Annotated in this window: 21 protein-coding genes; 8 read left to right on the forward strand and 13 right to left on the reverse strand. The window is 62.7% G+C overall.

The genetic code is table 11. The features are described from left to right. The 5 genes from GFU70_RS25295 (at position 1) to GFU70_RS25315 (ending at position 5,248) form a co-directional block, all read left to right on the forward strand. The gene (locus tag GFU70_RS25295) at positions 1-1,758 is read left to right on the forward strand and encodes a bifunctional alpha/beta hydrolase/class I SAM-dependent methyltransferase (RefSeq protein WP_153388977.1); all 1,758 of its coding nucleotides are present in this window, start codon (positions 1-3) and stop codon (positions 1,756-1,758) included. Beyond that, positions 1,758-3,101 carry a phosphatase PAP2/dual specificity phosphatase family protein gene (locus GFU70_RS25300; RefSeq protein WP_058544903.1) on the forward strand — a complete coding sequence of 448 codons (1,344 nt, stop codon included), beginning with the start codon at positions 1,758-1,760 and terminating at the stop codon, positions 3,099-3,101. Before GFU70_RS25295 ends, GFU70_RS25300 begins: the two co-directional genes overlap by 1 nt. After that, positions 3,091-3,546, forward strand: a complete 456-nt coding sequence (locus tag GFU70_RS25305; RefSeq protein ID WP_058544904.1) for a hypothetical protein — start codon at positions 3,091-3,093, stop codon at positions 3,544-3,546. Before GFU70_RS25300 ends, GFU70_RS25305 begins: the two co-directional genes overlap by 11 nt. A 147-nt stretch (positions 3,547-3,693) precedes the next feature. Then, the gene (locus GFU70_RS25310) at positions 3,694-4,314 is read left to right on the forward strand and encodes a lysophospholipid acyltransferase family protein (protein ID WP_058544905.1); all 621 of its coding nucleotides are present in this window, start codon (positions 3,694-3,696) and stop codon (positions 4,312-4,314) included. Between the two features lies 1 nt (position 4,315). After that, entirely contained in the window at positions 4,316-5,248 is a 933-nt protein-coding gene (locus tag GFU70_RS25315) for a phosphatidate cytidylyltransferase (RefSeq protein ID WP_013694302.1), read from the forward strand. 203 nt (positions 5,249-5,451) lie between these two features. Here GFU70_RS25315 and GFU70_RS25320 read toward each other — a convergent pair whose 3' ends face one another. The 13 genes from GFU70_RS25320 to GFU70_RS25380 form a co-directional block, all read right to left on the reverse strand. After that, positions 5,452-6,609: a glutathionylspermidine synthase family protein gene (locus tag GFU70_RS25320; RefSeq protein WP_153388978.1), complete on the reverse strand. Its 1,158-nt coding sequence runs from the start codon at positions 6,607-6,609 to the stop codon at positions 5,452-5,454. Between the two features lie 12 nt (positions 6,610-6,621). After that, complete coding sequence (locus GFU70_RS25325) at positions 6,622-7,323, reverse strand: DUF1190 domain-containing protein (RefSeq protein ID WP_153388979.1); 702 nt, start codon at positions 7,321-7,323, stop codon at positions 6,622-6,624. Between the two features lie 19 nt (positions 7,324-7,342). Further along, entirely contained in the window at positions 7,343-7,771 is a 429-nt protein-coding gene (locus GFU70_RS25330; RefSeq protein ID WP_024778384.1) for a DUF350 domain-containing protein, read from the reverse strand. Positions 7,772-7,786: 15 nt separating this feature from the next. Continuing rightward, positions 7,787-8,449 (reverse strand): DUF2491 family protein, encoded by a 663-nt coding sequence (locus GFU70_RS25335; protein WP_058544907.1) that lies wholly within the window; start codon positions 8,447-8,449, stop codon positions 7,787-7,789. Continuing rightward, complete coding sequence (locus tag GFU70_RS25340; RefSeq protein ID WP_153388980.1) at positions 8,436-9,470, reverse strand: ion channel; 1,035 nt, start codon at positions 9,468-9,470, stop codon at positions 8,436-8,438. Before GFU70_RS25340 ends, GFU70_RS25335 begins: the two co-directional genes overlap by 14 nt. Positions 9,471-9,880: 410 nt before the next feature. Next, positions 9,881-10,579 carry a PspA/IM30 family protein gene (locus GFU70_RS25345; RefSeq protein ID WP_058544909.1) on the reverse strand — a complete coding sequence of 233 codons (699 nt, stop codon included), beginning with the start codon at positions 10,577-10,579 and terminating at the stop codon, positions 9,881-9,883. 22 nt (positions 10,580-10,601) lie between these two features. Beyond that, the gene (locus GFU70_RS25350) at positions 10,602-11,183 is read right to left on the reverse strand and encodes a YjfI family protein (RefSeq protein WP_116641237.1); all 582 of its coding nucleotides are present in this window, start codon (positions 11,181-11,183) and stop codon (positions 10,602-10,604) included. Positions 11,184-11,553: 370 nt separating this feature from the next. Continuing rightward, positions 11,554-12,378, reverse strand: coding sequence for a YfaP family protein (locus GFU70_RS25355; protein ID WP_153388981.1), 825 nt, complete (start codon positions 12,376-12,378; stop codon positions 11,554-11,556). A 3-nt stretch (positions 12,379-12,381) separates the two neighbouring features. After that, on the reverse strand, positions 12,382-14,001 hold the full coding sequence (locus tag GFU70_RS25360) for a DUF2300 domain-containing protein (RefSeq protein WP_116641235.1): 1,620 nt from the start codon (positions 13,999-14,001) through the stop codon (positions 12,382-12,384). Between the two features lies 1 nt (position 14,002). After that, a complete protein-coding gene (locus GFU70_RS25365; protein WP_153388982.1) occupies positions 14,003-18,571 on the reverse strand; it encodes an alpha-2-macroglobulin family protein in 4,569 nt (1,522 codons plus the stop codon). Further along, on the reverse strand, positions 18,568-19,227 hold the full coding sequence (locus tag GFU70_RS25370; RefSeq protein ID WP_058544914.1) for a DUF1175 domain-containing protein: 660 nt from the start codon (positions 19,225-19,227) through the stop codon (positions 18,568-18,570). Before GFU70_RS25370 ends, GFU70_RS25365 begins: the two co-directional genes overlap by 4 nt. Then, on the reverse strand, positions 19,212-20,921 hold the full coding sequence (locus GFU70_RS25375) for a DUF2138 domain-containing protein (protein WP_153388983.1): 1,710 nt from the start codon (positions 20,919-20,921) through the stop codon (positions 19,212-19,214). The genes GFU70_RS25370 and GFU70_RS25375 overlap by 16 nt, the downstream gene beginning before the upstream one ends. 30 nt (positions 20,922-20,951) lie before the next feature. After that, the gene (locus tag GFU70_RS25380) at positions 20,952-21,740 is read right to left on the reverse strand and encodes a YfaP family protein (protein ID WP_058544916.1); all 789 of its coding nucleotides are present in this window, start codon (positions 21,738-21,740) and stop codon (positions 20,952-20,954) included. A gap of 601 nt (positions 21,741-22,341) precedes the next feature. Here GFU70_RS25380 and GFU70_RS25385 point away from each other — a divergent pair. The 3 genes from GFU70_RS25385 to dxs all read left to right on the forward strand — a co-directional run bounded on the left by GFU70_RS25385 (position 22,342) and on the right by dxs (position 25,482). Next, complete coding sequence (locus GFU70_RS25385; RefSeq protein WP_003185917.1) at positions 22,342-22,584, forward strand: exodeoxyribonuclease VII small subunit; 243 nt, start codon at positions 22,342-22,344, stop codon at positions 22,582-22,584. Next, positions 22,581-23,468 (forward strand): polyprenyl synthetase family protein, encoded by an 888-nt coding sequence (locus GFU70_RS25390; RefSeq protein WP_058546821.1) that lies wholly within the window; start codon positions 22,581-22,583, stop codon positions 23,466-23,468. The genes GFU70_RS25385 and GFU70_RS25390 overlap by 4 nt, the downstream gene beginning before the upstream one ends. Positions 23,469-23,583: 115 nt before the next feature. Continuing rightward, positions 23,584-25,482, forward strand: a complete 1,899-nt coding sequence (dxs, locus tag GFU70_RS25395; RefSeq protein WP_153388984.1) for a 1-deoxy-D-xylulose-5-phosphate synthase — start codon at positions 23,584-23,586, stop codon at positions 25,480-25,482. Positions 25,483-25,549: the final 67 nt, after the last annotated feature.

Here is a 25,549-nt window from a genome sequence, read left to right on the forward strand (position 1 = left end):
ATGCGTGAAGCCCAGGAACTGACGTTCACCACCTTTGACGGCGTGGAATTGTTCTACCGGCACTGGCCGGCTGTCGAAGCGGTGGCGGGTGGACCCCGCCAGGCGGTGTTGTTGTTTCATCGTGGTCATGAACACTCCGGACGCATTGCGCACCTGGTGGATGAACTGGACCTGCCCGGGTTCGACTTCTTTGCCTGGGACGCGCGCGGCCATGGCCAGTCGCCTGGCGAACGGGGCGACAGCCCGAGCTTTGCCACCAGTGCGCGGGATGTACAGACCTTCTGCGATCACATCGGCGCGGCGCATCAGATCGATGAGGCGAACATCGCCGTGGTCGCACAAAGCGTCGGCGCGGTGATCGCGTCCACCTGGGTCCACGACTACGCGCCGCGCATTCGCTCGCTGGTGCTGGCGTCGCCGGCGTTCAAGGTCAAGCTCTACGTGCCGTTCGCCCGCCCGGGCCTGGCACTGATGCGCAAGTTCCGCGGCAATTTCTTCGTCAACAGTTACGTCAAGGCGAAATTCCTCAGCCATGACCGGGAGCGCGTGGCGTCCTACGACAGCGATCCGTTGATCACCAAGGCCATTTCGGTGAATGTGCTGCTGGGCCTGTACGAAGCCGCCGACCGCGTGGTGGCCGATGCCCAGGCGATCCAGGTGCCGACGCAGTTGCTGATCTCCGGCTCGGACTTTGTCGTGCATCGCAAACCCCAGGAGCAGTTCTTCGAGCGCCTGGGCAGCCTGCATAAGGAGAAGCACATCCTGCCGGGGTTCTTCCACGACACCCTCGGCGAGAAGAACCGCGCGCCGGCCATCGCCAGTGCCCGCCGCTTCATCCTGCAGAACTTTGCCCGACCGCTGGACCGCCCTTGCCTGCTGGACGCCGACCGCCTGGGCGCGACCTGCGCCGAAGCCGAAACCTTGGCCACGCCGCTGCCGCACAATTCGTTGCGCGACCTCTACTGGCGCATGACCCGCGCCAGCATGCGCTTTGGCAGCAAGTTGTCGGCCGGGGTGAAGCTGGGCTTCGACACCGGGTTCGACTCCGGCAGTACCCTGGATTACGTCTACCGCAACCGCCCCACCGGCACCTCGGCGCTGGGCAGGATGATCGACCAGAATTACCTGAACTCCATCGGCTGGCGCGGCATTCGCCAACGCAAGTTGCATGTCGAGGAGTTGCTGCGCCTGGCGATGGCCGAGTTGCGCGCACAGGACCGCGAGGTGCGCATCGTCGACATCGCCGCCGGCCATGGCCGCTACATTCTCGAAGCGCTGCAAGGCGTCAGCCCGTTGCCCGAGTCGATCCTGCTGCGCGACTACAGCGACATCAACGTGCGCGACGGCAGTGCGCTGATCGCGGAAAAAGGCCTGGGCGATATCGCCCGATTCGTCAAAGGCGATGCCTTCGACCGCCAGGATCTGGCGGCGCTGGAGCCGAAACCAACCCTCGCCGTGGTGTCGGGCCTGTACGAGCTGTTTGCCGATAACCAACTGGTCGGTGGTTCCCTCGCCGGCCTGGCCGAAGCCGTGGAGCCTGGCGGTTTCCTGGTCTACACCGGCCAGCCGTGGCACCCGCAACTGGAACTGATCGCCCGCGCCCTCACCAGCCACCGCGCCGGGCAAGCCTGGGTGATGCGTCGACGCACCCAGGCGGAGATGGATCAATTGGTTGAGGCGGCGGGCTTTCGCAAGATCACCCTGCGGGTCGATGAATGGGGTATTTTCAGCGTTTCGCTGGCCCAGCGAGTGCAGTAATGAGCGCCGTCATCGCCCCGGCCCGCGAGCCCGCACTGCTGAAACCGGCAGTGCTGTGGCTGCTGTTGCTGGCGCCGCTGTTCTTCACCACCTATGGTTTTGCCACTTGGGTCACGTCCCAGCGTGACGACGTGGGCACGCTGGTGTTCGCCTGGGAAAGCCACATGCCGTTCATGGCCTGGACCATCGTGCCTTACTGGTCGATCGATCTGCTGTACGGCCTGTCCTTGCTGTTGCCCACCAGCCGCGAAGAACTCAAGCGCCACGCCTTGCGCCTGCTCACGGCCCAGGCAATTGCGGTCAGTTGCTTTTTGCTCTGGCCGTTGCGCTTCACTTTCCCCCGGCCGGAAATGGATGGGGTGTTCGGTTGGTTGTTCGAGGTGCTGGCGGGGTTCGACAAGCCGTTCAACCAGGCGCCGTCGCTGCACATCGCGTTGCTGGTGGTGCTGTGGGTCTGTTATCAGCGGCATCTGCAGGGCTTCTGGCGCTGGGTGATGCACGGTTGGTTCGCGTTGATCGGCGTGTCGGTGCTGACCACTTATCAACATCACTTCATTGACCTGCCCACGGGCGCGCTGGCCGGTTGGCTGTGTGTCTGGTTGTGGCCGCAGGATCGACCGAGTCCGCTGCTGAGTGCGCGGCTGGCGACGGATCCTGCCCGCCGGCGCTTGGCCTTGCGTTATGGCTTGGGCGCGGCGGCGCTGTTTATCCCGGCGTTTGCCTTGGGCGGTGCGTGGCTCTGGCTGATCTGGCCGGCGGTCGCGGTGCTCATGGTGGCGTTGAATTACCTGCTGTTGGGTGCCGACGGTTTCCAGAAGCGTGCCGATGGCCGCTTGAGTCCGGCGGCGCGCTGGTTGCTGGCGCCTTACCTCGCGGCGGCGTGGATCAATTCGCGCGGCTGGACGCGCAAGCATCCGCAGCCGGACCAGATAGCGGAGAACGTCTGGCTGGGGCGCATTCCCACGCCGATGGAGCTCAAGGACAGTGCATTTACCGGAGTGCTCGACCTCTGCGCAGAACTGTCCATGGACAGCACGGGCGTTGCCTATCGCTCATTGCCAGTGCTCGACCTGACCGCTCCGACCGCCGAGCAATGCCTGAAAGCGGCAGAGGCCATCGAAAGCCTGCGCCAGCATGGGCCGGTGCTGGTCTGCTGCGCCCTGGGTTATTCGCGCAGCGCCACGGCGGTGGTTGCCTGGTTGTTGCACAGTGGGCGGGCAGCGAGCGTTGATGCGGCGATCGTGCAAATCCAGCGCGCTCGACCGCGTATCGTCTTGCACGCGGCGCACCGTCGTGCGTTGGAGCAATTATCCACAGCACAGGGGAATGTCCATGATCACTGATATGGAGCTCCACACCGTGGCGAGCCTGTTGCGCCGGGGGCATTCGCTGGACCAGTTTTCCACCGGGCTGACGCTGCTGGCAGCGCTGGTAGGACTGGGCCAATGGCTGGTGGGCGTCATCGATCCGTGGTTGCTGCTGTTGAGTGCCGCACTGATCGTCCTCGGCGTGCTGGAAAAATACTGGGCGCTGCGCGTGGCATTCGATGCCGATCTGTTCCAGCGCATGGCTGACAGCACCCAATCCCTGGCCGAACGCACCTACACCTTGGACCAAGCCCTCACCTCGCTGGGCCTGCAACCGGCCGCACGTGCAGGCCGTCTGTGGACCGAACGCCGGCACGGCGCGTTGCTGCTGCTGCGCCGGCAATCGCGGTTGCTGGCCGCACAAGTTGTCTTGACGCTGGGCTTCATCCTGGCCAGTCCCTGGCTAGCTTCAGGTATGTAGGAGCTGGCGAAGCCTGCGATCTTTTGATCTTGATCTTTTGCTCTCGACTCAATGGGCTGTGGAAAGATCGCAGCCTCGCTTCGCTCGACAGCTCAGGGCCCAGTCTCGTCACCGTCATGCTTATGTTTCTCAGGACAAGGAATCCTCATGTTCGAACCCGTGGTCGCCAACCTCATCACCTCCGCCGCCCGCATGGTCACGGGCGCTCGCAGCCTGTGGCTCGGCTGCGCGCCGACGCCGGTGCAGCGAATCTACTTCGCCAACCACAGCAGCCACGGTGACTTCGTGTTGCTCTGGGCCTCGCTGCCGCCGGCACTGCGCAAGCTCACCCGCCCGGTGGCGGGAGCCGATTATTGGCAAACCAGCCCGGTACGGCGCTACATCATCAACCGGGTGTTCAACGGCGTGCTGGTGGACCGCGAGCGCAAGGACCCTTCCTACAATCCATTGCAGCCGATGCTCGATGCGCTGGAAAACGGCGACTCACTGATCATCTTCCCGGAAGGCACACGCAATCCGGAAGAAGGCCTGTTGCCCTTCAAGAGCGGGATCTATCACTTGATGAAAAAACACCCTGAGGTGGAGGTGATCCCGGTGTGGATCGCCAACCTCAACCGCGTCATGCCCAAGGGCCGGGTCCTGCCGCTGCCACTGTTATGCACCACCAGTTTCGGCGCGCCGCTGTGCATCGAAGAAGGTGAAAGCAAAGAGCAATTTCTTGAACGCAGCCGCGCCGCACTGCTGGCACTGGCCCCGGAGCACGTCTGACATGGATCGATATACCCTGATGTTATTTGGCGGGATCGGCGCGATTCTGGTGCTGGCTTCGTTGATTGGTTTCATTCTCAGGCTGCGGACCAAAGGCGCGCCGAACTCCGTCATCGACAACCTCAATGCGCGGATCAATGCCTGGTGGATCATGGTGCTGGTGATCGGCATCGCGTTCTGGCTTGGCAACGCGGCGGTGATCCTGTTGTTCTACGCCGTGTCGTTCTACGCCCTGCGCGAGTTCCTGACCCTGACACCGACCCGGCGCAGTGATTATCCAGCCCTGGTGGCCGCGTTCTACCTGGCGCTGCCACTGCAATACCTGTTGATCTACTACGACTGGTACGGGCTGTTTTCGATCTTCATCCCGGTGTACGTGTTCCTGCTGCTGCCGATCCTCGCGTCCCTGGGCGGCGACAGCACGCACTTCCTGGAGCGCGCCTCCAAGGTTCAGTGGGGCTTGATGATCGCAGTGTTCTGCATCTCCTTCGTCCCGGCGCTGCTGACGCTGGACATCGCCGGTTTCGAAGGGCGCAACCTGTTGCTGATCGCCTACCTGGTGATCGTGGTGCAGCTGTCGGATGTGTTGCAGTACGTCTGCGGCAAGCTGTTCGGCAAACACAAGATCGCGCCGAACCTGTCGCCCTCCAAAACCGTGGAGGGGTTTGCCGGCGGCATTTTCCTGGCCTCGCTGATCGGTGGCGCGCTGTGGTGGATCACCCCGTTCAATCCCTGGCAGTCATTCCTCATCGCCTTGCTGATCAACCTGCTGGGCTTTGCCGGCGGCATCGTCATGTCAGCGATCAAGCGCGACCGCGGCGTCAAGGACTGGGGCCACATGATCGAAGGCCATGGCGGCATGCTCGACCGGTTGGATTCGGTGTGCTTCGCCGCGCCGATCTTCTTTCATTTGGTGCGGTACTGGTGGACCTGAAAAAGCCTGTGACGAACACCTAAACCTGTGGGAGCGAGCTTGCTGCCGCAGGGCCGTAGGAGCTGTCGAGTGCAACGAGGCTGCGATCTTTCCCCAGACACTTGAGTCTCGAGCGAAAGATCAAAAGATCGTCCGAACGCGGCCCGAGCCTTCGGCAGCTCCTACAGTCCAGCCCAGCGGGAGCAAGCTCCCTCGCCACGGTATTAATCGAGGATCAGGTGCGGCAGAAACCGGCTGGAATCCTTGGTGATCAGGCTGTTGTCTTCCCGCACGCCGATACCGGCGGCCTGGTCGCCGATGACCCAGGAGCCGATCAGCGTGTAGCTGTCGTCGAACTTCGGTAACGGCGCGAATTCCTGGAGGATGAACGGCGCGTCGGTGTACGGGCCGTCTTCCTTCACGATCAGGCCATCAGCGGTTTGCAGCTCGATGTTGGCACCTTCCCGGGAAAAGAACGGCTTGCGCACCCAGCCCTTGGGCACCGCTTTGCTCGTGTCGGTATCCAGGTGGGCCGCGAGCAGGTTCGGGTGGCCTTTGTTGAATTCCCACAGCAGCGGCAGGATGCCTTTGTTGGAGATGATCGACTTCCAGGCCGGCTCGAAAAACTGCGTATCACATTGGGCAATCGCTTCACCAAACGGCTCGTGGAAAATGAACTCCCAGGCATGCAGCTTGAACAGGTGAGGGATCCAGCGCTCTTCCAGATCAACAAAACGCCCGTCGCTGTTGAGGCCGATGTCTTCGACATCGATGTGCCGCGATTCAATGCCGACTTTTTCCGCGATCAGGCGCAAGTAGTCCGTGGTGCCCTTGTCTTCCACCGAGCCTTTCATCGAGGCGAAATAAAACGGCTCCTTGAGCTGCAACTGGGCAAAGGCCTGGTGCAGCTTGGTGTCGATGCTGTTGAACTGGTCGGCATGAGCCGGCAACAAACCACGTTCGATGCATTGCTCCAGCCAGCCCCACTGGAACGCCGCCGCCTCGTAGAGGCTGGTCGGCGTGTCGTAGTTGAGCTCCAACAGCTTGGCGGGGCCGCTGCCGTTGTAGGAGAAATCCATGCGCCCATACAGGTGCGGGTGGCCTTCGAGCCATGAAGTGCGCACCAGGTCGAAGAACGGCGCGGGAATGCTCAGGCGTTCCAGCAACTCTTCGCTCTGGACCACGCGGGCCACGAGGTCCATGCACATTTCATGGATCTCGGTGGTCGGGTCTTCCAGGTCGTCCTCGATCTGCTTGAGGGTGAACTGGTAGTACGCGCTTTCGTCCCAATAGGGTGCGTCGTCGATGGTGTGGAACAAAAAGCCGAGCTGCTCGGCGGTCTGTTTCCAATCATGACGTTCTGCGCAATGGATCTTCTTCATGGCCCTCGTTCCTCAGCCGCCAAAGCTGCTCGAACCGCCCCAACCGCTGCGGGCGCTGGACTTGCTGCCGAAGCCACCGCGAGACGTGGAGGATGCGACGGACATCGGCTTGCTGGTCTTGATCGAGTCGGTATAGCTGCCGTACCGCGCCTGGTTGGACTTGGTGAAGGTCGAGCCTCGGGAAACCCGCTGGCTGAGCGTCGAAGACCCGAAGTTGCCGCGATCATCGCGGTAACGGTAGACCGGCTCGGAGTAATAGCTGTTGCGGTTGCCGCTCAACATGTTGCCGATCAGCATGCCGGTCAGCAGGTTGCCGAAGCCTGAACCACCGACGTTCGCTTCCGAAGCCGGCAATTGGGCCCGGGCGGCGTCGACCTGGGATTGCGTGACTTCGCCATCGGCGCTCAGTTCGAAACCACCCAGCTTGGGAATGAACTGGCCGGATGAGTCCTGCTGGCACCAGTCGGGGACGAAGTCGGCATCGCAATCGGCCTGGCTGACGTACGTCGGCGCGATGCGACGATGCTCGCTCATGGCGCTCATGTAGGCGTCGGCGCAAATGTCCACCGGCAGCTTTTCATCGACACATTGCTGCACGGACTGGAAGTTGTACTTCTTCTGCAACTTGTAGGTTTTTTCCGTTGGCCCGCAGCCGGATATCGCCAGGGCGACCGACGCGGCCAGCGAAAGCTGGACGTACTTGCTTCGTTTCATCAGGTTCTCCGTGGCGCAATCAGTTCGAGGAAGGCGTCATGCACGCGGCGTTCAACATGCCGACGCTGATGGCCACGGCGGCGATGTAGATACCCGCGGCGATTTCACCGTTCTTGATGCGCGCCGAAGCCCCCTTGAGCACCAGGCTGGTGACCAGGAACGCCAGCAACTGAACGACAGCGGCGATCACTGCCCAGACGACGAAGTCCAGCATGTTGATCGAGTAGGCGATCACGTTGCTGGCCGGAATGGCGAAACCGATGACGGCGCCGCCCAGGGCAATGGCCGCGGCCACGTTGCCGGAGCGGATCAGTTCGAATTCCTTGTGCGGCGTGACGCGGGTGTAGATGAACTGGAACAGCGCGAACAGCACGGCGGCGCCGAGGATGTACAAGACAAAGCCGAGCACGGCGGCTTTGTTCAGAGAAATGGAGAGCGCTTCAAGCATGGATTTCTTCCTTATTCAAAGAGTGTTCAGGTCAGTGGTGTACAGCGAAATACCCAGCGAAGTGCTCAGGGCGACGCAGCCTTCGGCATCCTCTTCGATGGAGAACAGCAGGAATTCCCGGCGATCCGTCAGGCCGATGTCGCGGGAATACAACATCGAATGATGTACCCTAATATAGGACTCGTCTGAACCGCCTACGCTCTCGCTAAACGCCACCAGCTCTGTCTGGCCAGCCTCGGTGCCCCATTCGCGGGTGTACTCGACGCCGTCGTAGGTGTACGTCGGCAGGCCAATCAGGCTTTCGGGGCCGGCGAGGCGGCGCAACTCCTCGTCTGTGTCGATCCCGACGAAGCTGAGGTAATTGAACAGGATCACCGACTCGACCTGACCGTAGACGTCGCCTCTGGTGTGCACTTGCAGCCAGTAGTCTTGGTCGTTCATGTAATAGCGCAACAGCCAGTTCGACTGCCAGAGGTCGATGATGCCCAGGACCCATATCTGTTGATTGCCTGGGACGACCACGGTGCTGTTGCCGTCGAACAACAACTTGAGCGTGGCATCGAACATGATTTGCTTGCCGGAGGCTAGGCCCAGGGGCCCGGTGGCAGACCAGAGATCGCCGGCTGTCGTGTTCGCGTTCGGGGTCTCAAGCCCCATCAACCGATTAAACCAACCCATGGGAAATTTCCTTGAGACGCGCGGAGGCGATGTAGAAGAGTTCTCCACCCACGACGCGGGTGGCGCCGGGCGGATTGATCGACGGCTGGCGAGCACCCTGGGCGCGGTAGCCGATCAGCGTAGCGTTGTGCTGCTCTTTCAGCCGGGCATAAAGCTCGCCGAACGTCGCTTCAAACGCCTCGGGTAGCTTCATCAGGTACTGGGTGGCACCCTGGCCGACGCAGAGCAATTCATTGATGACCACGGACGAACCCGGGTCCTGGGAGGCACGCACCAGCATTTCGATGGCCATGCTGGAGGTGCATTCCAGACTGGGGGCGTAGGCGCTGGCGAGGGCGGCGATTTCGCTGTCATTGAAGTGCGCGACCACATGCCCGGCAGGCCCCAATTGATTGACCGCCAGCACGGTGGCCAGGGTCAGGTCGTCGGAATGGGTTCTCACCAGCACGCGTTCGGCGCCAGGCACGCCGGCACGCTGCAACAGCGCGACGGAGGACAGGCTGTCGCCCTTGATGAACGACGTCTTGCCGGGCATGGGGTTTTCTTCGAGATCGCAGTCGCAGATGACGATCAGGTTGTCATTGGAGGTTTCGTCCTGCAGCAGCAATTCGATGACCCGCTCGCTGGAGGCGCCCGCCCAGCCGATAAGAACCGTGTGGCCGACGTTGCCGGTGAAATCGCCTTTGCCCTTCATGCCTTTTCTCCATACATCGATGACGCTGCTGGTGGTTTTGCCGATGACCGTCGTCAACAGGGCAATGCCCCCGAGCATGATCCAGGTCGCCACGAAAATTCGCCCGGCGGATGTCTGTGGCAACAGATCGCCATAGCCGACGGTGAGCGTGGTGGTGAGATAGAAGTAGATAAACGTGGCGGCGGCGATGAGGTGTTGCTCGCCCAGCAGCACCAGGCCGATCCAGGCCGTGGCCAGGTGCACGCCCACCGCAATGGCCAGGCCCGCCCAGCCGAACCGATGAAAGAAGGACGCAGCGAACGTACGCAACAAAAGAAAAATCGACATTTCGTCCCTGACTCCGTGGGGCTTTGTTCCTGGCGAGGTTATCGCACTGACGTCTGACGGCTCGAGCATAGTGGCCGGACAGCATTAAACATGCTGCGCGGCTTGGATAAAAGTACCTTCACCACAATTAAATCCGTCGAGTGCCGGACACGACCGTGGCAAGGAAACTGCGTAAGAGCCGTGTAGGACCCGTGCAAGAGCTATATACGAGCTATATGCGAGCTATATGCGAGCTGTGTAGGAGCTGTGTAGGAGCTGTCGAGTGCAACGAGGCTGCGATCTTTCCCCCAACACTTGAATCTCAAGCGAAAGATCAAAAGATCAAAAGATCAAAAGATCGCAGGCTTCGCCAGCTCCTACAAAGTCCAGCGAGCAAGTCCCTCGCTACAGGTTTGCTGTGCGCGAACCGATTACTCAGCCGATTTTTTCTTCAGGCGTTCCAGGATCGCATTGGCGCTGCCTTCGTTCGGCGTGATGCCGGCATCGCGCAGCTTGCGCTCCAGGTCGGAGCCGGTCGAAGCCTCGGCCAGTTCGTCCTGGGCTTGCAATTCAGCGGCCCGTTGCTGTTGCTTGGCCTGCAGGCGGTTGAGCGTACCGACGGCGGTTTCCAACTTGCCATTGGCGCCGCCGCTGGCGATCGAGGCACTGACCTGGGCCTTCTGCACGCTTTCACGGGCCTTGGCCATGTCCACTTGCTGACGCAGGCTTTTGATCCGGCTTTCGGCCTTGGTGATGTCTTTGCGCATGTTGTCCGCATAACCACCGAATTCGGTCGCGTGCTTTTGCTCGGCGTCCAGTTCGTTGGTCAGGGTCGAAATGGCTTCGGCCACTTCCAGCGCCAGGTCTTCGCGGTTGGCCTGGATCGCGGCCAGGGCCTTGGCTTCCAGGTCCTTGATCTTGGCCTTGTACTCGCCGACGCGATCAGTCGCCAACTTGTGCTTGGCCATGATGGTGACCAGTTCACGCTTGGCGTTGGCCAGCGCGCTGTCGGCATCGCGGATTTCCTGGTCAAGGATGCGCAGGGCCTGTTGGTCGACGATCGATTCGCCGACTTCGCTGGCACCGCCACGCAGTGCGGTGAACAACTTGCTCCAGATGGACTGAGTCATTGGATGGTTCCTATTCGGCGAATTAAATGAAAAAGCGTTCGAAGGCTTCGCTGGCGCGCTGGACGTTGTCGACGAGGGTTTTGACCTCGGTGACGACGTTGGTCAGGCTGGAGTCGGAGCTCAACGCACCGAACATGTTGTAGACGACCTGTCCGTTGGGCATGGTCTCGATGCCGATGGACGACAGCGGGAACATTTCCCGGCTGCGCAACACGGCATCGTTGAAGGCCGCCACGTCGTTGATCGACTCGACGTCCACCAGGACGGTATCGACAATGATCTGGTCACCGACCACCGCGATGTAGATCGGCAAGCCACCGAAGTCGTTCATTTCCAGCTTGATGCTGGACTCGGAGCCTTGAACGAGGGAAAGGGTGATGTCGCTCGCGACCACTTCGTCCAGGGCCTGAAGGGCGCTGTAGAGGCGATCGATGTTCCAGTTGTTACCTGCGCTCATGTATTCCTCCAACATGAATGAGCCAGCCAGAATCGGTTGGCGTAGCTTTTTCTCCATTTGCTTGAGCAGGCTTCGGTTTTCGGGAAGCACCCAAGTCTCGTGTTTCACATACCCGGCGGCACTCAGGCCCGCGCGCATCTGCTTCATGTAGAAGCTCGACGGTTTTTTCGCGGAGGGTTTGGCGCGCTCTCCCGTGCGGCTCGCTGAATCGGTCACAGACCCGTCAGGCGGATCTGATGGAGAGCTGGTTGACATGGTACTGACCCCACTGTGAAAAACTCACGCGTGAGAAACACTACAGGTAGTTTTCAAACCTCACAATAGCTCACGCGTGAGTTTTTTTGTCACAAATACCCCCACAGAACACACGCCCGAACCCGTAGGAGCTGCCGAGCGCAACGAGGCTGCGATCTTTCCCCAGACACTTGAATCTCAAGCGAAAGATCAAAAGATCAAAAGATCAAAAGATCGCAGCCTTCGGCAGCTCCTACACAAGTCCAGCAGGAACAAGGATTGCCTACGGATAGCTGAAGCTTTTGACCAACGTAAGCTCGCCCACCGCCCGCATCGGCACGACGAAGGTTTCCATCTTCTCGTTCGGGGTACCTTCTTCGGTGATCACGGTGACCTGTGCGGTGGTCAGGGCTTGTTGCGCTTGTTCTCCACCGTCCTCGCTGTCTTCCTGATAGCGATAACCGCCGCCGTAGTAGTTCACATACACCAGGTACTGGCCTTTGATCGGCGCGGGCATGGCGAAGATTTCCGGGCCGTAGCCGGTGGTGACGTCGACGTCGAGGGCGCCGCCGTTGGCGACGGCGCGGTCGCCGTACCAGATGTGGCCGCCGTCCGGGGTGACGAGGTGCAGGTCCAGGTCGGTGCCGTCGCTGTCCCAGGTCAACAGTACCCGCAGCTTGGCCGGTGTGGCGCCGCCGCTGGTGTTGAGAAATTGCGTGCGGTGGCGCTGCTGCCCATCGGCGCTGCGCACTTCAACGCTGTTGCTGCCGTTGGGGAACGAGAACGGCCGATCGAAGCGGCCTTCCCCATCGAGCTTGAGCGGCAGGCTGACGCCGTTGACGATCAACTGGCCGGGCGCGTTGCTGTCCTTGGGCGTGCCTTTGATCTGGCCGCTGATGCGAGCGGTGTCGGCCTGGCCCGGAGGCGTGTTGACCGACGAGGCCGGGTAGTTGACGGTCTGGCTGAAACGTTCGCCCTCACCGCCCGGCGCACCGCTGCGCCAGCCGCCGACCGGTGTGTCGAGCTTGATAGAGTCAGCGGCCATCGCCGGTGGCAACGCGGTCAAGGCGCAGAGCAACAGCAAGACCTGTGGATAACGGAGTGTCATGGTCTATTCCAGCAAGAGGTGACGGGCGAGCCCTTCGATATAGGTTTCGTCCTGGCCGTTGGGATGAGCTTCGAAGGCCAGGTGCAGATATTCATGCGTCAGGTCGAGACGATCCTGCAGCGACAGCACGCCGCGCACGTAGATGCGCTGGCGCTCGCGGTCGACATAAGGCCGGCCAAAGGCGACGCGGCAGACGGCGAAAGCGCTGATTTCGTTGTAGCCCACTTCACTTTCCAGCCGCTCACGCCAGCCCCGGCGCTGCTTCAGCAGCCAGTCCTGGGCGGCCGGCAGCGCTTCGCAGGATGCCACCGGGTTGTCCCAGCGGCTGAGGCTGGCACGCGGGTAGGCATGCAGCAGGATGGCGTCGTAGCGTTGACCGGCGTTGGCTTGCTCCACCGCATGTGCCCAGGACAGTTTGTCCGGGCCGGGCTGGTCGGAGTGATAGGTGACATCGGTGCCGGCCAGGACCAGGTCGCTGGTCCAGGCGGCGATGGCGCGGGTTTCGGGCACCGCCGGGCGTGGCGCGACACGCTGGCGATGGCTGCTGTCGTCGATGCTCAGGCAATCACCATTGCGCTGGGCGTTTTGCAGCAGGTAGGTGCGGGCCGCCACGGCCAAGGCCTTGGCGGCTTCAACTGGCTCGGCCTTGGCTTCGCGTTGCAAGACCCGGGCGACGTACTCTTCCCGGTCCAGGCGCGCCACCAGCTTGCCAGGCATGAGGAACAGCTCGCCGTCGCTGTGGATATCCAGCTGGTTACCGTTGGTGAACTCGACGCGATAGTCGCCGCGCAACTGGCCTGGGGTAGCCGGCCGGTCGCCCGCCATTACCCGTTGCCAGGGATAACGGGCGAACAGGCCGACTTCCACGCAACGCCCGGTTTCCGCCGGCCAGCGTGACGGCAATGCTGCAGCCAACCCTTGGCCGTAGACCTTCAAGACCTGCTGGCTGGTGCCACGGCCACCGGCCCATACCGGGGTGCCATCGGCCAGCCAACCGGCGAAACCGCCCTGTCGCGATGAAGGCCCCTGGTCACCCAGCCAGCTCCAGGTCTTGACCCGCAGGCGACTGCCCAACTCGCCGACCAATCGCCCATCCGCCGCATTGAGCACTACATCCAGCAACACCCTACGAGCCTGGTCCTGGGCCGGCAACGTGACCAGGGCTTTGAGCAACTGCGCGACGGGCACTTGCGTCTGGGGTTGCAAGGTCGATAGGTCCAACAACCAGGCCGGCGCCTGACGGGCCTGCCAGTAATCGCGCCAGGTCGAGGCCGAGAGCCCGAGCCGCTGCGGCTCGAAATACAGGCCGCAGGACTTCACCAGCGCCTGGTCGCGACCGATGCTGCGCCCGGCGTTGCAGCAATAGACTTCTTCCTTGGACTCGCCGCGGCACTCATAGACCGGCTCGCGAGCGTCGGTGTCCACTAGCCAGGCGTAGACAAACAGCTTCCACAGGCTGCCCAGTGGCGCCTGCAAAGCGTCAGGCAATGGTTGGCGATCCAGCACCTGGGTCTGGCTCACTTGCAGCAATTGACCGTCGAAGGCCAGGCGCAACGGCTCGTCCTGCGCTGTTGCCAGCGCAGGAATCAAGCACAACAGCCACCCAACCAACGGCCAACGCATATCAGTTGACCGTGACCTGACCGAGCGCCGGTTTCTGTTCCCGCGCCTGATGTTGCGGCGCGTAGACCTGGGTGAAGCGCACTGGCGGCAAGGTGAACTGGCCTTTCTGTGAGAAGCGCACCAAGTGCCGCAGGCGCAGCTCGCCACTGAGGGCGTCCACCGGTACTGCGTAGGCCATCTGGCCCGGCTCGAAGCGCGCTTTTTCCAACGACGTCGGCTCGCTGCCGGCCTTGCCCAGCAACTGGATGCCCCAGGTGGTGCGCTCCACATCGGCGCCCGGCGGCAGCGGCACTTCGAGCATGCCGTAGCGCAGCGGCGTCGGGGCCTTGCTGTTGATGATCACTTCGTCCAGGTAAAGGCTGTCGCTGGACAACGGTTTGTTGCCCACCGCTTCGAGCTTGAAGGTGAAGGCCTCGTCGCCCGGCACCAGGCGCGACAGGCGACGGGTGATGGACACGGCCATCGGTGCTACCGGCGCTTGCTGGCTCTGGAAGCTCAGTGCCGCTTGCAAAGGACGCTCCTGGGCGCCGGTCAGGGTCAGCATCGTTGGAAGCTGCGCGCCCTGCCACTGCCAGTAGGTTTCACCGGTCGCGCCCTGCCTGGCTGCCCAGCCTTCGCCCGGCGCCAAGGCCACGGCCGGCGCCGCCTGCTCGATGCTGCCCTGCAACCAGGTCAGGGCCAGGGCCCGTTCCAGGGTGGACTGTTGCGGCAGCACGCGCTCGAGCAAGGCGCTGGCGCGGGCCTGATCGAAGCTCTGCAACGACAACACCAAGGCCTCGACGAACGGCTGAGAGCTGAGTTCCAGTTGCTGTTGCGCCGCATCGGCTTGACGGCTGAAGGCCGCCGGCAGCGGCACCTTGGCCTGTTTCGCCAGGAACGCGGTCAGGACACGGGCGCTGGCCAGGCCAAGGGCAGAGTCCGGCGCGTACATGACCAGGCTGTCTTCGCCGCTGTCCAGCACGCTCTCGGCAGTGTCCTCACTGGCCTTGGACAGGTCGTCCATCAGGCCGCTGAGCAAGGTGTTCACCGGCAGTTGCATCTGCTTGGCGAACGACAGGATCAGCGCACGCTGCAGCAGCGGCGTATCACCGGCCTGCTTGGCGTAGACCTCCAGCACCCGCTGCCAGTGCTCCGGCGGCAGGCTCAGGTCCAGGGCCTTGCTGGCGTGCCAGTCGGCGTAATAGGCATAGGCGGTGAGGAAGGCATCCGGCTCACCGTCCTGACCCCACCAAGTGAAGCTCGCCGACGGTCCGGCCATCTGCACCAGGCGCAAGCGGCTGTTTTGCATGATCAGCCGCAAGCGGTCGCGAATCTGCGGGTTCGACGCCAGGGTCGGATAGGCAATGCTCAACGGCAACAGACGGCTGGCGGTCTGCTCGACGCCGCCGTACGGGTAGCTCAACAGGTCATCCAGGGCGGAACGGAACAACGCTTGCGGGCTGTCATCCAGGCGCAGGCGAATATCGCTGGCGTCGGCCGGCAGGGTCAGCGGAGTGTCGCCGCTTGTCACATCAAGGCGCTGGCTCTGGGTGACTTGCCAGCCGTTGCCGCTGGCGTTCAAGCGCATGGCCAGGGCGTCCTGGGTTTCGCCATTGACCTGCAACTGGACGTTCAAGTCACCGCTGCTCAGGTCCATGGTCGGCAGCGGCACGTAGTTGATGCCGTTTTTCAGGTCCGCCACCACGCGCTGTTCAGCACCGGCGTAACGGATCAGCAGCTCGGCCTTCAGTGGTTTTTCCGATTGGCTGAACGCGAACAGGCCCAGTTGCGGCTTGTCGCCCATGCGGAAACGGGTCGGCCCGCTCCACTTCAGGTACAGCGGCTTTTGCGAGGCGATGAACTGCTTTTTCTGCCCCACCTGGCCATCGTCCGCAATCGCCTTGGCCGTGATGCGCCAGCGAGTCAGGGAATCCGGCATCTTGAAGGTGAAACGGGCCTTGCCGTTGGCGTCGGTGACCAGCTCCGGTTGCCAGGCAGCGGTGTCGACGTCTTCACGACGCGGCCGTTCCAGCACCTTGACCCCGCGTTCGCTGCGGTTGGCCTTGCCCGGCGCGCCGGGGCTGCCTGGCAGCGCCACGTCGTAGCTGATGAACGACAGGCTGGCACTGGTGCGCACGTTGTTGCGACGCGGGTGATAGAAGAACTGGTCGATGGTCGGCGCCACTTCCGGTTGCAGGGCGTAGATCATCTCATCCACCACACTGACGCTCAGGTGCGCCGGGATTGCCTTGCCGGCGAACTGGGTGCTCAGGTCCACGGTCACCGTGTCGCCCGGGCGGTAGGTGGCTTTGTCGGTGACGACGGCAACGTCGATCTGCGGCGTGACCACCTTGATACCGGCGTTCTGGAAGCTGTACTGGCCGCCCTTGGTGTACAGCACCGAGAAGGTCAGGTTTGGCGCGAAGTTATCCTTCACGACAATGCGCGCGCGGTATTGCGTGTCGCTGAGTTTTTCCATCTTCAGCCAGTCGCCGCCCTTGGACAGCAGCGCCGTGGCCTCGACCTTGTCCCGCTCAAGCGACAGCAGCGCATCGCTGACCGGTTCCGGGAAGGTGATCAGCGCCAGTGCTTCGTCACCGGTCTTGTATTCGGGCTTGTCGAAGACGATCTCGACAGTGCCCGGCACGGCCTTGATGCCTTCACCGGTCACTGCATGGGCGGCAGCGCCGATGACTCGGCCGTGGTCGTCCTTGAGCGTCAGGTTGTAAGTGCCCGGGCGCTCGAAGGTCAGGCTGAAGCCCTTGTCCTTGGCCGCCAGCTTGCCTTCGCCGGTGCTCTGGTCTTCCAGACGCACCCAGGCGTAGCTGCCTGGCGTCACGGCTTTGGCTTGTTCGTTGCCGCCTTCGTTGGCATAGCTGAACGACACCTTCTGGCCGACGGCGCTGAAACGCTGGGGAGCGCTCAGGCGGAAATTCGCCGCGCCACGGTCGATGAGGATTTCCTTGGTGGTCTTGACCCGATACGCCGCGCCATCGCTGGCGAACACGGTGAGCGTGTAGCGGCTCGGCTTGTCGGCGGCCGGCAGGTCGAGGGTCGCATTGCCCTTGGCATCGGTGGTCACTTCGCTGCTGGTCAGCTCGACCGGGAATTGCCCCAGGTATTGCAGTTCGTTATCGACCATCGACAGTTGCTGGGCGCGCAGGCTCAGGCTGACCTTGGCGTTGGCCACCGGCTTGCCGTCCGGGTACAGCAGCACGAGGCTGCCCTTGACCGGCTCGCCGGTGCGGTAGTCCTGCTTGGCCAGGTTCAGGGCGATCTCGAAGTGCGGCTTGATGTATTCGGCCACGCGAAAGGCGCTGCTGTAGAGCTGGTCCTTGTAGCGCAAGCGCAGTTCATAGCCGCCGGCCACGGCGTTTTCCGGCAGTTGGAAACGGCCTTGGGTACCGGCCTTGGAGTCCAGCTTCAGGGCCAGGGTCTGCAGCGCGGTGCCGGTGGCGTCCAGCACGCTGACACTGACGTCGGCGGCGGTCGGTTGCACCGACTCACGGGCATTCTTGAACTCACGACCGACGATTTTCAGCGACACCCAATCCCCCGGCCGATACAGCGGCCGGTCGGTGAAGGCATAGAGCTTGGTGTCGTAGATTTCGCTGTCGTAGTAGAAGTTTTCCGAGACGAATACCCCGCCCTCCTCGTCTTCACCGATGACGAACGAACGCTCCGGGCTGACGTGCTTGAGGCGCAGCAGGCCGTCTTCATCGGTGGCACCGCTGCTCATCACGCCCAAACCGTCGGTCCACAGCACGTTGACCTTGGGCACCGAACGCCCTTCATGCTTGCGGGCGGCCCAGACCAGCAATTCATCGCCGGCAATCTTGCTCACCGCCACGGTGTTGGAGACGAAGACCATGGTGGTTGCGCGGTATTTGCCGATCAACGCTTCCACCAGGTACAGGCCTGGCTTCAACTGGCCCAGAGGGACATAGACGTTGCCTGGGGCGACGCTGACGAACTGACTGGACGAACCGGCCAGGTTGACGCCCGCGGGCGGCTGGATCGGCTTGGCCTGCCACAGCGGATAGCGGAACTGACTGACCACCGGCAAGCCGGGGATCAAGGCGAATTGCGCTGGAGCGTCGTACGGTGTCGGCGCGACCAGGGCGTTGCCAATCTTCAGTTCCGGCACTGCTTCGGTGACTTGCTGGCGGGACTCGTAGGAGAACGCCCGCTGCATCACTCGACGAGACTTGCGGTACCAGTTGTCCCACAGGTACGCGAGGGTGTTCGACAGGCCTTCGCCCTTGAACTGGCCGTCGCTGACCACGCGATGCAGGTTCTTCTGGCGCTTGAGGAAATCCAGCGGCTTGTCGATGCGATAGACACGGATATCGGCGCCGCCGTAGGGCTCCATGCGGAACCTACGGTAATCGCGGCCGGGCGCTTCGAGGCGGACCATGGCCTGCTCGTCGCTGGCAAAGCTGCTGTCGGCCAGCAGGAAGAAACTTTCACCGGACACCGGCGTGTAGCCGCTGGGCTCCACCGTGTCTTCGGCGTTCACGACAGGTGCCAGCAACAAGGCAAACAGCAGGGGCAATTTTGAACACAAGCGCAGCATGCGGGCACCGGTCATTGGGAGAGAAAGTTGAGTCGATAGACGCCGATGAAGTTGGGGTTGGCTGCGTCGGGTATCCATCGGGTGTCCTTCCAGTTCATGAGTTGTTGCAGGCTTGCGGAACGCATGCCGTTGTCGGTAGGGGTTGTGGTGCCGGTGTGATAGGCGATGTAGCGGCCCATCCAGATCATCAGGTGCTGGTCATCGCCCTGGTCGAAGAACATCAGGTCGCCGGGACGGGCCTGGGCCACATCGCGGCCCACCAGGTGACTGTTGAACTGGATCAACTTGATCGCGTTGACATAGGGCCCGACCTTGCCGCCGCCTTGCTGCCATTGCTGGGCGAGGCGCCGTTGCGCTTGGCTGAGCGGCAGTTCCGGCGGCAGGTAGCGATTGGACAGGCCATTGCTGCGCAGCCATTTTTCATCGTGGACCTTCAGCGCTTCGTTGGCGGCAAAGCGCACCAGCCCGGCGCAGTCCTGCTGATACCAGCGCGGGCTCGGGCCTTTGGTCAGTTGCTCCTGGGCAATGCGCACGAACCAGGCGCGAAAGACCTGGGATTGCTGCACGTCCAGCGCCGGCGCTTCGACGGCAAGCGCGGGCCCGCCGAGCAGCAAGGCCAGCAGCAGCGCCAGCGCGGTGTTGCGAACCCGTACTGTCACAGCGCTTTCCATTCCAGCGGCAACCACTGCCAATGGCCATCCGGTTCGCTGCCTTCGGGCAAGGTCAGGGCGTACTTGCCGTAGCCGCCAAGGGTGCGCAGTTTCGGGATCAGGTAGGTTTGCGCGGCGTTGTAGAACACCGGTTCCATGTCCTGGGGCAAGCTGTCGAGGGTTTCACGCTGCATCAGTTGCGCCATGGAGTCCGGGCCGAAGTAGACCGGCATCAGCAGGTCCTTGGGCACCACGTCGGCCATGGGTGGGAAACGTTTATCGAGGGTGCCGAGGGCCTTGTCCACCAACTTGTCATCGAGGGAGAACAGCAAGGTCGAACCGTGGCGTGCCAGGCTGACCCGCAGGAACGCCTTGCCGGTAATCGCATCGGGCTGCTCAGCTTCCTTGGCCAGGTAAGGGCCGAAACTGGAGCTGACCTGACGCTGCCACTGGTGCGTCGAGCCTGCTTGTTTCTCGACAACCGGGAATGCATGGTTGGCGACGTTGTTTTCATAGGCGCCCACCATCGAACCGAACAGGTTGCCCAAATCGGCGTCGAGCTTGCCGTCGTCTTCACTCAGGCTCGCCACCAGCAGCGGCGTGTACAGGCGCGAATCGGCGTACCAGCACAGGCCTGCGGCGCCGGCCACATGGTCGACCATGGCCTGGGCGGCTTTTTCGTCGGCACCCAGTTTTACCAGCAAGGGTTTGTGCTGCTCGGCGGCCAGGGGCAAGGCGACGCAGGCACTGGCGCCCATGGGCATGGCTTGCCAGATCGGCTTGAAGTCCAAGTCCGGCTGGTTTTCCAGCTCGTCCATCGCCAGGAAGCTGTGCCAGCCCTTGTCGTCCATGTCGAAACGCACGCCAGCGAAGTTGGGGATGAAACGCTGGTAACCCATGGCGAGCACGCTGGCGTTGACCGAGATACGTTGCTTGACCTCCGGCGCCTTGGGCGGCAGGCCAAAGGCTTCGGGGAACAGTTTTTCACCGGCCAGCAGCGCTTCGAGAGCCTGGGTCGAGACCATGCCGGGTTCATCGGTAGGGCCATTGCCTTTGTCGTAGAGCTTGGTCGGGTTGGACAGCACGACCAGCTTGTCGCCGTGGGAGGCGAAGACCAGGGATTTGCTGGCGTTATAGCTGAGCTGATATAGCGCGACTTCGTCGCCGCCCACCTTCAGGTCACCCAGCTTGCTCAACTGGGTGTCGTCCATGGCGACTTTCGCCAACGGCTCCAAGACCTTGGCCAGGCCGCCGCGATCCATCACCAACAGGAAATCCTTGAGACGGCCATCGGCACCGCGCCAGAGCGCGACATCGGCCGGCTGGTCGAAAAGTGCTTCGATCAAGCTGTCCTGCAGCTTGAGGTCATGCTCGTAGATGATCCGGCGCAGGCTGCCGATCAACCCGAGACGGTCGGCATGGGCCTCGTAATAGAAGACGAAGTCCTCGGTGAGCGTGGCCTTGAGGAACGGCACCGCCAACAGGTCCTTGGGCAACTGGCTCAGGGAATGGGCCTCGAGCAAGCCGTCGGGACGGCTCAAGCCGAGTTTTTCCAACGCCAGCTCCATGGGTGGCGCCTTGGGCTTGTTCATGAACCAGCCCAACCCGGCGGCCACACCGGCTACCAGGCACAGCCCGATCAGTATCGCCGGCCAGCGGCGCACAGGTTTGGCGACAGGTGTCGGCGTGGTCGGGGAAGCAGTGTTGTCGCTCATATTCACAAGGGCCTGTTCATCCGTGGAGCGTTAGTAGTTGAAAGTCTTGACCAGCAACAGATCGCCAATGGCGCGCAGGGGCACGACAAAGGTCTCGCGTTTTTCATCGACGGTGTTTTCGTTGAGCACCAGGTTGATCTGCGAGGTGATCACCTCGTTCTGGTTGCTGGTCTCATCGAAGTTGTAGCCGCCGCTGCCGTAGTTGCCCCAATAGTTCACGTAGACCAGGTAGGTACCGTGCATCGGCGCGGTCATGGTGAACATTTCAGGGCCCGGGCCATCGACGCCATCCGGGTCGAGACCACCGCCGTTGCTCAGCGCCGGCTGGCCGAAGAACGCATGTTGGCCGTCGGGCGTGACGATATGCAGGTCGAGCTCGGCCTTGGGGTCGTCCCAGCCCAGCACCACGCGGATCTGCGCCGGGGTGCGCAGGTGGTTGGCTTCATAGAATTGCACGCGCTTGAGGGACTGGCCTTCGGAGCTGCGCACCTCGACGCTGTTGGAGCCGGCGCCAAACGCATATGGCCGGGCGAAACGCCCCTCGTCGTCGGTGTAGAGATTCAGTGGATTGCCGTTGACCGCCAGGCTGTGGGGCTGGCGAGCCGTGCCCATGGCCTTGAGCCGGCCCTCGATCATCGTGCGGTTGCGCTGCACGCCCCGGTCGATGGGCGGCGTAGGATAGGCGACTTGCGGGTTTTCGGTGCGATCGAGCAAACCGCTGTAGCGCCAGCCGCCCACCGGCTCCGACATCTCGGCAGAAGGCTGCGCCCACGCCAACGGCGCGCCGAGCAACACAATCAATAAAGAAAGAAAACGCACGTATGCCTCCTGCCATGCATGACGCAACCCGGCGCCCTTCCTCGGCGCTGTTTGTCATTATTCGGGTTTCGTCTGAAGGCCCCGTCGCAAGGGGGCCGTAGATGGCGCGAAGGTTAGCGATTCGGCGGATTATTAACAATCAGGGAACGCGCGATTCTGTGTGGGAAATCACGTACTGAGGGGGGGCGTGAGCCGAATAGAGGGTTTATTCGGCTCACCAGATGAGCCGAATACGGAAACTGACGTCACTTCTGACGAAACCCCGTGGCGAGGGAGCTTGCTCCCGTTCGACTGCGCCCTGTAGGAGCTGGCGAAGCCTGCGATCTTTTGATCTTTTGATCTTTTGATCTTTCGCTTGAGATTCAAGTGTCTTTGGAAAGATCGCAGCCTCGTTGCACTCGACAGCTCCTACACAGCTCACACTGCTCCTACACAGCTCCTACACAGCCCAGCGGGAGCAAGCTCCCTCGTCACGAAAGCCGATCGAGCGCCGCCTGTATCAGCTCACCCGTTGCGCTTCGATCTACCCCGCCCTGATTTGCCCGAACACCCCATGTCTGCTAGTGTCGCGCCGGTTTAACAGTCAACCGGAATAGCCGCCATGGCCCGCAAAAAAGCTGCACTGGATTTCGAACAATCTCTGGCCGACCTGCAAACGCTGGTCGAGCGCCTGGAGAACGGCGAATTGTCGCTGGAAGACTCGCTGACCGCCTTCGAGCAGGGTATCGGCTTGACTCGCGACTGCCAGGCGGCGCTGGCCCAGGCCGAGCAGAAGGTGCAATTGCTGCTCGAACGTGACGGTGAGCTGACCGAAGAGCCTTTCGACGCGGAACAGCCTGAATGATCGGCGCTTATCAGGCCAGCAGCCAGGCCCGGGTCAATGCTGCTCTGGATACCTTGTTCAGCGCCCCGAGCCCGGAACTGGCGCGCCTGTACGAAGCCATGCGCTACAGCGTGATGAACGGCGGCAAGCGTGTGCGGCCGCTGTTGGCCTACGCGGCGTGCGAAGCCTTGGGCGGCCAGGCCGAGCAGGCCAACGGTGCTGCCTGTGCGGTGGAGTTGATCCACGCGTATTCGCTGGTGCACGACGACTTGCCGGCCATGGACGACGACGACCTGCGGCGCGGCCAGCCCACCACCCACAAGCAATTCGACGAAGCCTGCGCGATCCTGGCCGGCGACGGCCTGCAGAGCCTGGCCTTCAGCGCCCTGCTGGATCCGACCCTGAGCGATTGCCCGGCGCAGGTTCGCCTGGACATGGCCCGTGCCCTGGCGCTGGCGGCAGGCCCCGCCGGGATGGTCGGCGGCCAGGCCATCGACTTGGGTTCAGTGGGCCTGAAGCTGGACCAAGACGCCTTGGAATACATGCACCGGCACAAGACCGGCGCCTTGATCGAAGCCAGCGTCCAGCTCGGCGCCCTGGCCAGCGGCCGGGCCACGCCCGCCCAGTTGCAAGCCTTGCAGACCTACGCCCGAGCCATAGGCCTGGCGTTTCAGGTGCAGGACGACATCCTCGACGTCGAAAGCGATACCCAGACCCTGGGCAAACGCCAGGGCGCCGACATCGCGCGGGACAAGCCGACCTACCCGGCCCTGCTCGGCCTCGACGCCGCCAAGGCCTACGCCCTGGAGTTGCGCGACCAGGCCCTGGCCGCGCTGCGACCCTTTGACGCGGCGGCCGAGCCGTTGCGCGACTTGGCGCGTTATATCGTCGAACGACGCAGCTGATACAAGGTCAACCCATTCATAAGTGCGTATCGGCCAAGTTCCGGCCAACGCGTGGGCAGCTTGCGATCCATAAGGTAAACTGCCGCCTCTTTCTATACCTATAACGATTCGCCTGATGCCCACGACGTTTCAAGAGATTCCCCGCAAGCGCCCGACCACGCCCCTGCTGGACCGCGCCAACACGCCGGACGGCCTGCGTCGCCTGGGTGAAGCCGAGCTGGAAACCCTGGCCGATGAGTTGCGCCTGGAACTGCTCTACACGGTCGGCCAGACCGGTGGGCACTTCGGTGCAGGCCTGGGCGTCATCGAGCTGACGATCGCGTTGCATTACGTGTTCGACACTCCGGACGACCGGCTGGTGTGGGACGTCGGGCACCAGGCCTACCCGCACAAGATCCTCACCGGTCGTCGCGAGCGCATGGGCACGCTGCGCCAGAAGGACGGTATCGCCGCCTTCCCGCGCCGCTCCGAGAGCGAATACGACACCTTTGGCGTCGGCCACTCCAGCACCTCCATCAGCGCCGCCCTGGGCATGGCGATTGCCGCTCGCCTGCAAAACAGCGAGCGCAAGGCCATTGCCGTGATCGGCGACGGCGCATTGACCGCGGGCATGGCCTTCGAGGCGCTGAACCACGCGCCGGAAGTCAACGCCAACATGCTGGTGATCCTCAACGACAACGACATGTCGATCTCGCGCAATGTCGGCGGGTTGTCCAACTATCTGGCAAAGATCCTCTCCAGCCGTACCTACGCCAGCATGCGCGAAGGCAGCAAGAAAGTGCTGTCGCGCCTGCCCGGCGCCTGGGAAATCGCCCGCCGCACCGAAGAATACGCCAAGGGCATGCTGGTCCCCGGCACGCTGTTCGAAGAACTGGGCTGGAACTACATCGGCCCCATCGACGGCCACGACCTGCCCACCCTGATCGCCACCCTGCGCAACATGCGCGACCTCAAGGGCCCCCAGTTCCTGCACGTGGTCACCAAGAAGGGCAAAGGCTTCGCCCCGGCGGAACTCGACCCGATCGGCTACCACGCCATCACCAAGCTCGAACCCCTGGACGCTCCGGCGGCCGCGCCGAAAAAGGCCGGCGGACCGAAGTATTCCGGCGTGTTCGGCCAATGGTTGTGCGACATGGCCGCCGCCGACCCGCGCCTGGTGGGCATCACCCCGGCGATGAAGGAAGGCTCGGACCTGGTGGCTTTCAGCGAACGCTACCCGCAGCGCTATTTCGACGTGGCGATTGCCGAGCAGCACGCCGTGACCCTCGCCGCCGGCATGGCCTGTGAAGGCGCAAAACCGGTGGTGGCGATCTATTCGACGTTCCTGCAACGGGCCTACGACCAACTGATTCATGACGTCGCGGTACAGAACCTCGACGTGCTGTTCGCCATCGACCGCGCCGGTCTGGTGGGCGAAGACGGCCCGACCCACGCCGGCAGCTTCGACCTGTCGTTCCTGCGCTGCATCCCCGGCATGCTGGTGATGACCCCGAGCGATGAAAACGAGCTGCGCAAGATGCTCACCACCGGCCACCTGTTCAATGGTCCGGCGGCAGTACGCTACCCGCGTGGCACCGGCCCGAACGCAACGATCACGACCGACCTCGAGCCGATCGAGATCGGCAAGGGTGTGATCCGCCGCCAGGGCAAGCAAACCGCCCTGCTGGTGTTCGGCGTGCAACTGGCCCAAGCCCTGAAAGTCGCCGAGATTCTGGACGCCACCGTGGTGGACATGCGCTTCGTCAAACCCCTGGACGAAGCCCTGGTGCGCGAGATGGCCGGCAGCCATGACCTGCTGGTAACGGTCGAGGAAAACGCCATCATGGGCGGTGCCGGCGCTGCGGTCAGCGAATTCCTGGCGCGGGAAAACATCCTCAAGTCCGTGCTGCACCTGGGCCTGCCAGACATCTATGTCGAACACGCCAAGCCGGCGCAGATGCTGGCCGAATGCGGGCTGGACGAGGCGGGGATCGAAGCGGCGGTGCGTCAGCGGTTGCAGTTGTTGGGGCTGTAAGTTCAGACAACACAAGCCCCTGTGGGAGCGAGCTTGCTCGCGATAACGGTAGATCCGTCAATATTCC

The sequence above is a fragment of the Pseudomonas brassicacearum genome (genome assembly GCF_009601685.2).
In the GTDB taxonomy this organism is placed as follows: Bacteria; Pseudomonadota; Gammaproteobacteria; order Pseudomonadales; family Pseudomonadaceae; genus Aquipseudomonas; species Aquipseudomonas kilonensis_B.

Coding starts and splice junctions, on each gene's coding strand:
- GFU70_RS25355 (WP_153388981.1), bottom strand. CDS start 12,378: ATGACACTCCGTTATCCACAGGTCTTGCTGTTGCTCTGCGCCTTGACC.
- GFU70_RS25345 (WP_058544909.1), bottom strand. CDS start 10,579: ATGACTCAGTCCATCTGGAGCAAGTTGTTCACCGCACTGCGTGGCGGT.
- GFU70_RS25320 (WP_153388978.1), bottom strand. CDS start 6,609: ATGAAGAAGATCCATTGCGCAGAACGTCATGATTGGAAACAGACCGCC.
- GFU70_RS25385 (WP_003185917.1), top strand. CDS start 22,342: ATGGCCCGCAAAAAAGCTGCACTGGATTTCGAACAATCTCTGGCCGAC.
- GFU70_RS25350 (WP_116641237.1), bottom strand. CDS start 11,183: ATGAAGCAGATGCGCGCGGGCCTGAGTGCCGCCGGGTATGTGAAACAC.
- GFU70_RS25365 (WP_153388982.1), bottom strand. CDS start 18,571: ATGACCGGTGCCCGCATGCTGCGCTTGTGTTCAAAATTGCCCCTGCTG.
- GFU70_RS25305 (WP_058544904.1), top strand. CDS start 3,091: ATGATCACTGATATGGAGCTCCACACCGTGGCGAGCCTGTTGCGCCGG.
- GFU70_RS25330 (WP_024778384.1), bottom strand. CDS start 7,771: ATGCTTGAAGCGCTCTCCATTTCTCTGAACAAAGCCGCCGTGCTCGGC.
- GFU70_RS25360 (WP_116641235.1), bottom strand. CDS start 14,001: ATGCGTTGGCCGTTGGTTGGGTGGCTGTTGTGCTTGATTCCTGCGCTG.
- GFU70_RS25370 (WP_058544914.1), bottom strand. CDS start 19,227: ATGGAAAGCGCTGTGACAGTACGGGTTCGCAACACCGCGCTGGCGCTG.
- dxs (WP_153388984.1), top strand. CDS start 23,584: ATGCCCACGACGTTTCAAGAGATTCCCCGCAAGCGCCCGACCACGCCC.
- GFU70_RS25375 (WP_153388983.1), bottom strand. CDS start 20,921: ATGAGCGACAACACTGCTTCCCCGACCACGCCGACACCTGTCGCCAAA.
- GFU70_RS25390 (WP_058546821.1), top strand. CDS start 22,581: ATGATCGGCGCTTATCAGGCCAGCAGCCAGGCCCGGGTCAATGCTGCT.
- GFU70_RS25315 (WP_013694302.1), top strand. CDS start 4,316: ATGGATCGATATACCCTGATGTTATTTGGCGGGATCGGCGCGATTCTG.
- GFU70_RS25295 (WP_153388977.1), top strand. CDS start 1: ATGCGTGAAGCCCAGGAACTGACGTTCACCACCTTTGACGGCGTGGAA.
- GFU70_RS25335 (WP_058544907.1), bottom strand. CDS start 8,449: ATGGGTTGGTTTAATCGGTTGATGGGGCTTGAGACCCCGAACGCGAAC.
- GFU70_RS25300 (WP_058544903.1), top strand. CDS start 1,758: ATGAGCGCCGTCATCGCCCCGGCCCGCGAGCCCGCACTGCTGAAACCG.
- GFU70_RS25310 (WP_058544905.1), top strand. CDS start 3,694: ATGTTCGAACCCGTGGTCGCCAACCTCATCACCTCCGCCGCCCGCATG.
- GFU70_RS25340 (WP_153388980.1), bottom strand. CDS start 9,470: ATGTCGATTTTTCTTTTGTTGCGTACGTTCGCTGCGTCCTTCTTTCAT.
- GFU70_RS25325 (WP_153388979.1), bottom strand. CDS start 7,323: ATGAAACGAAGCAAGTACGTCCAGCTTTCGCTGGCCGCGTCGGTCGCC.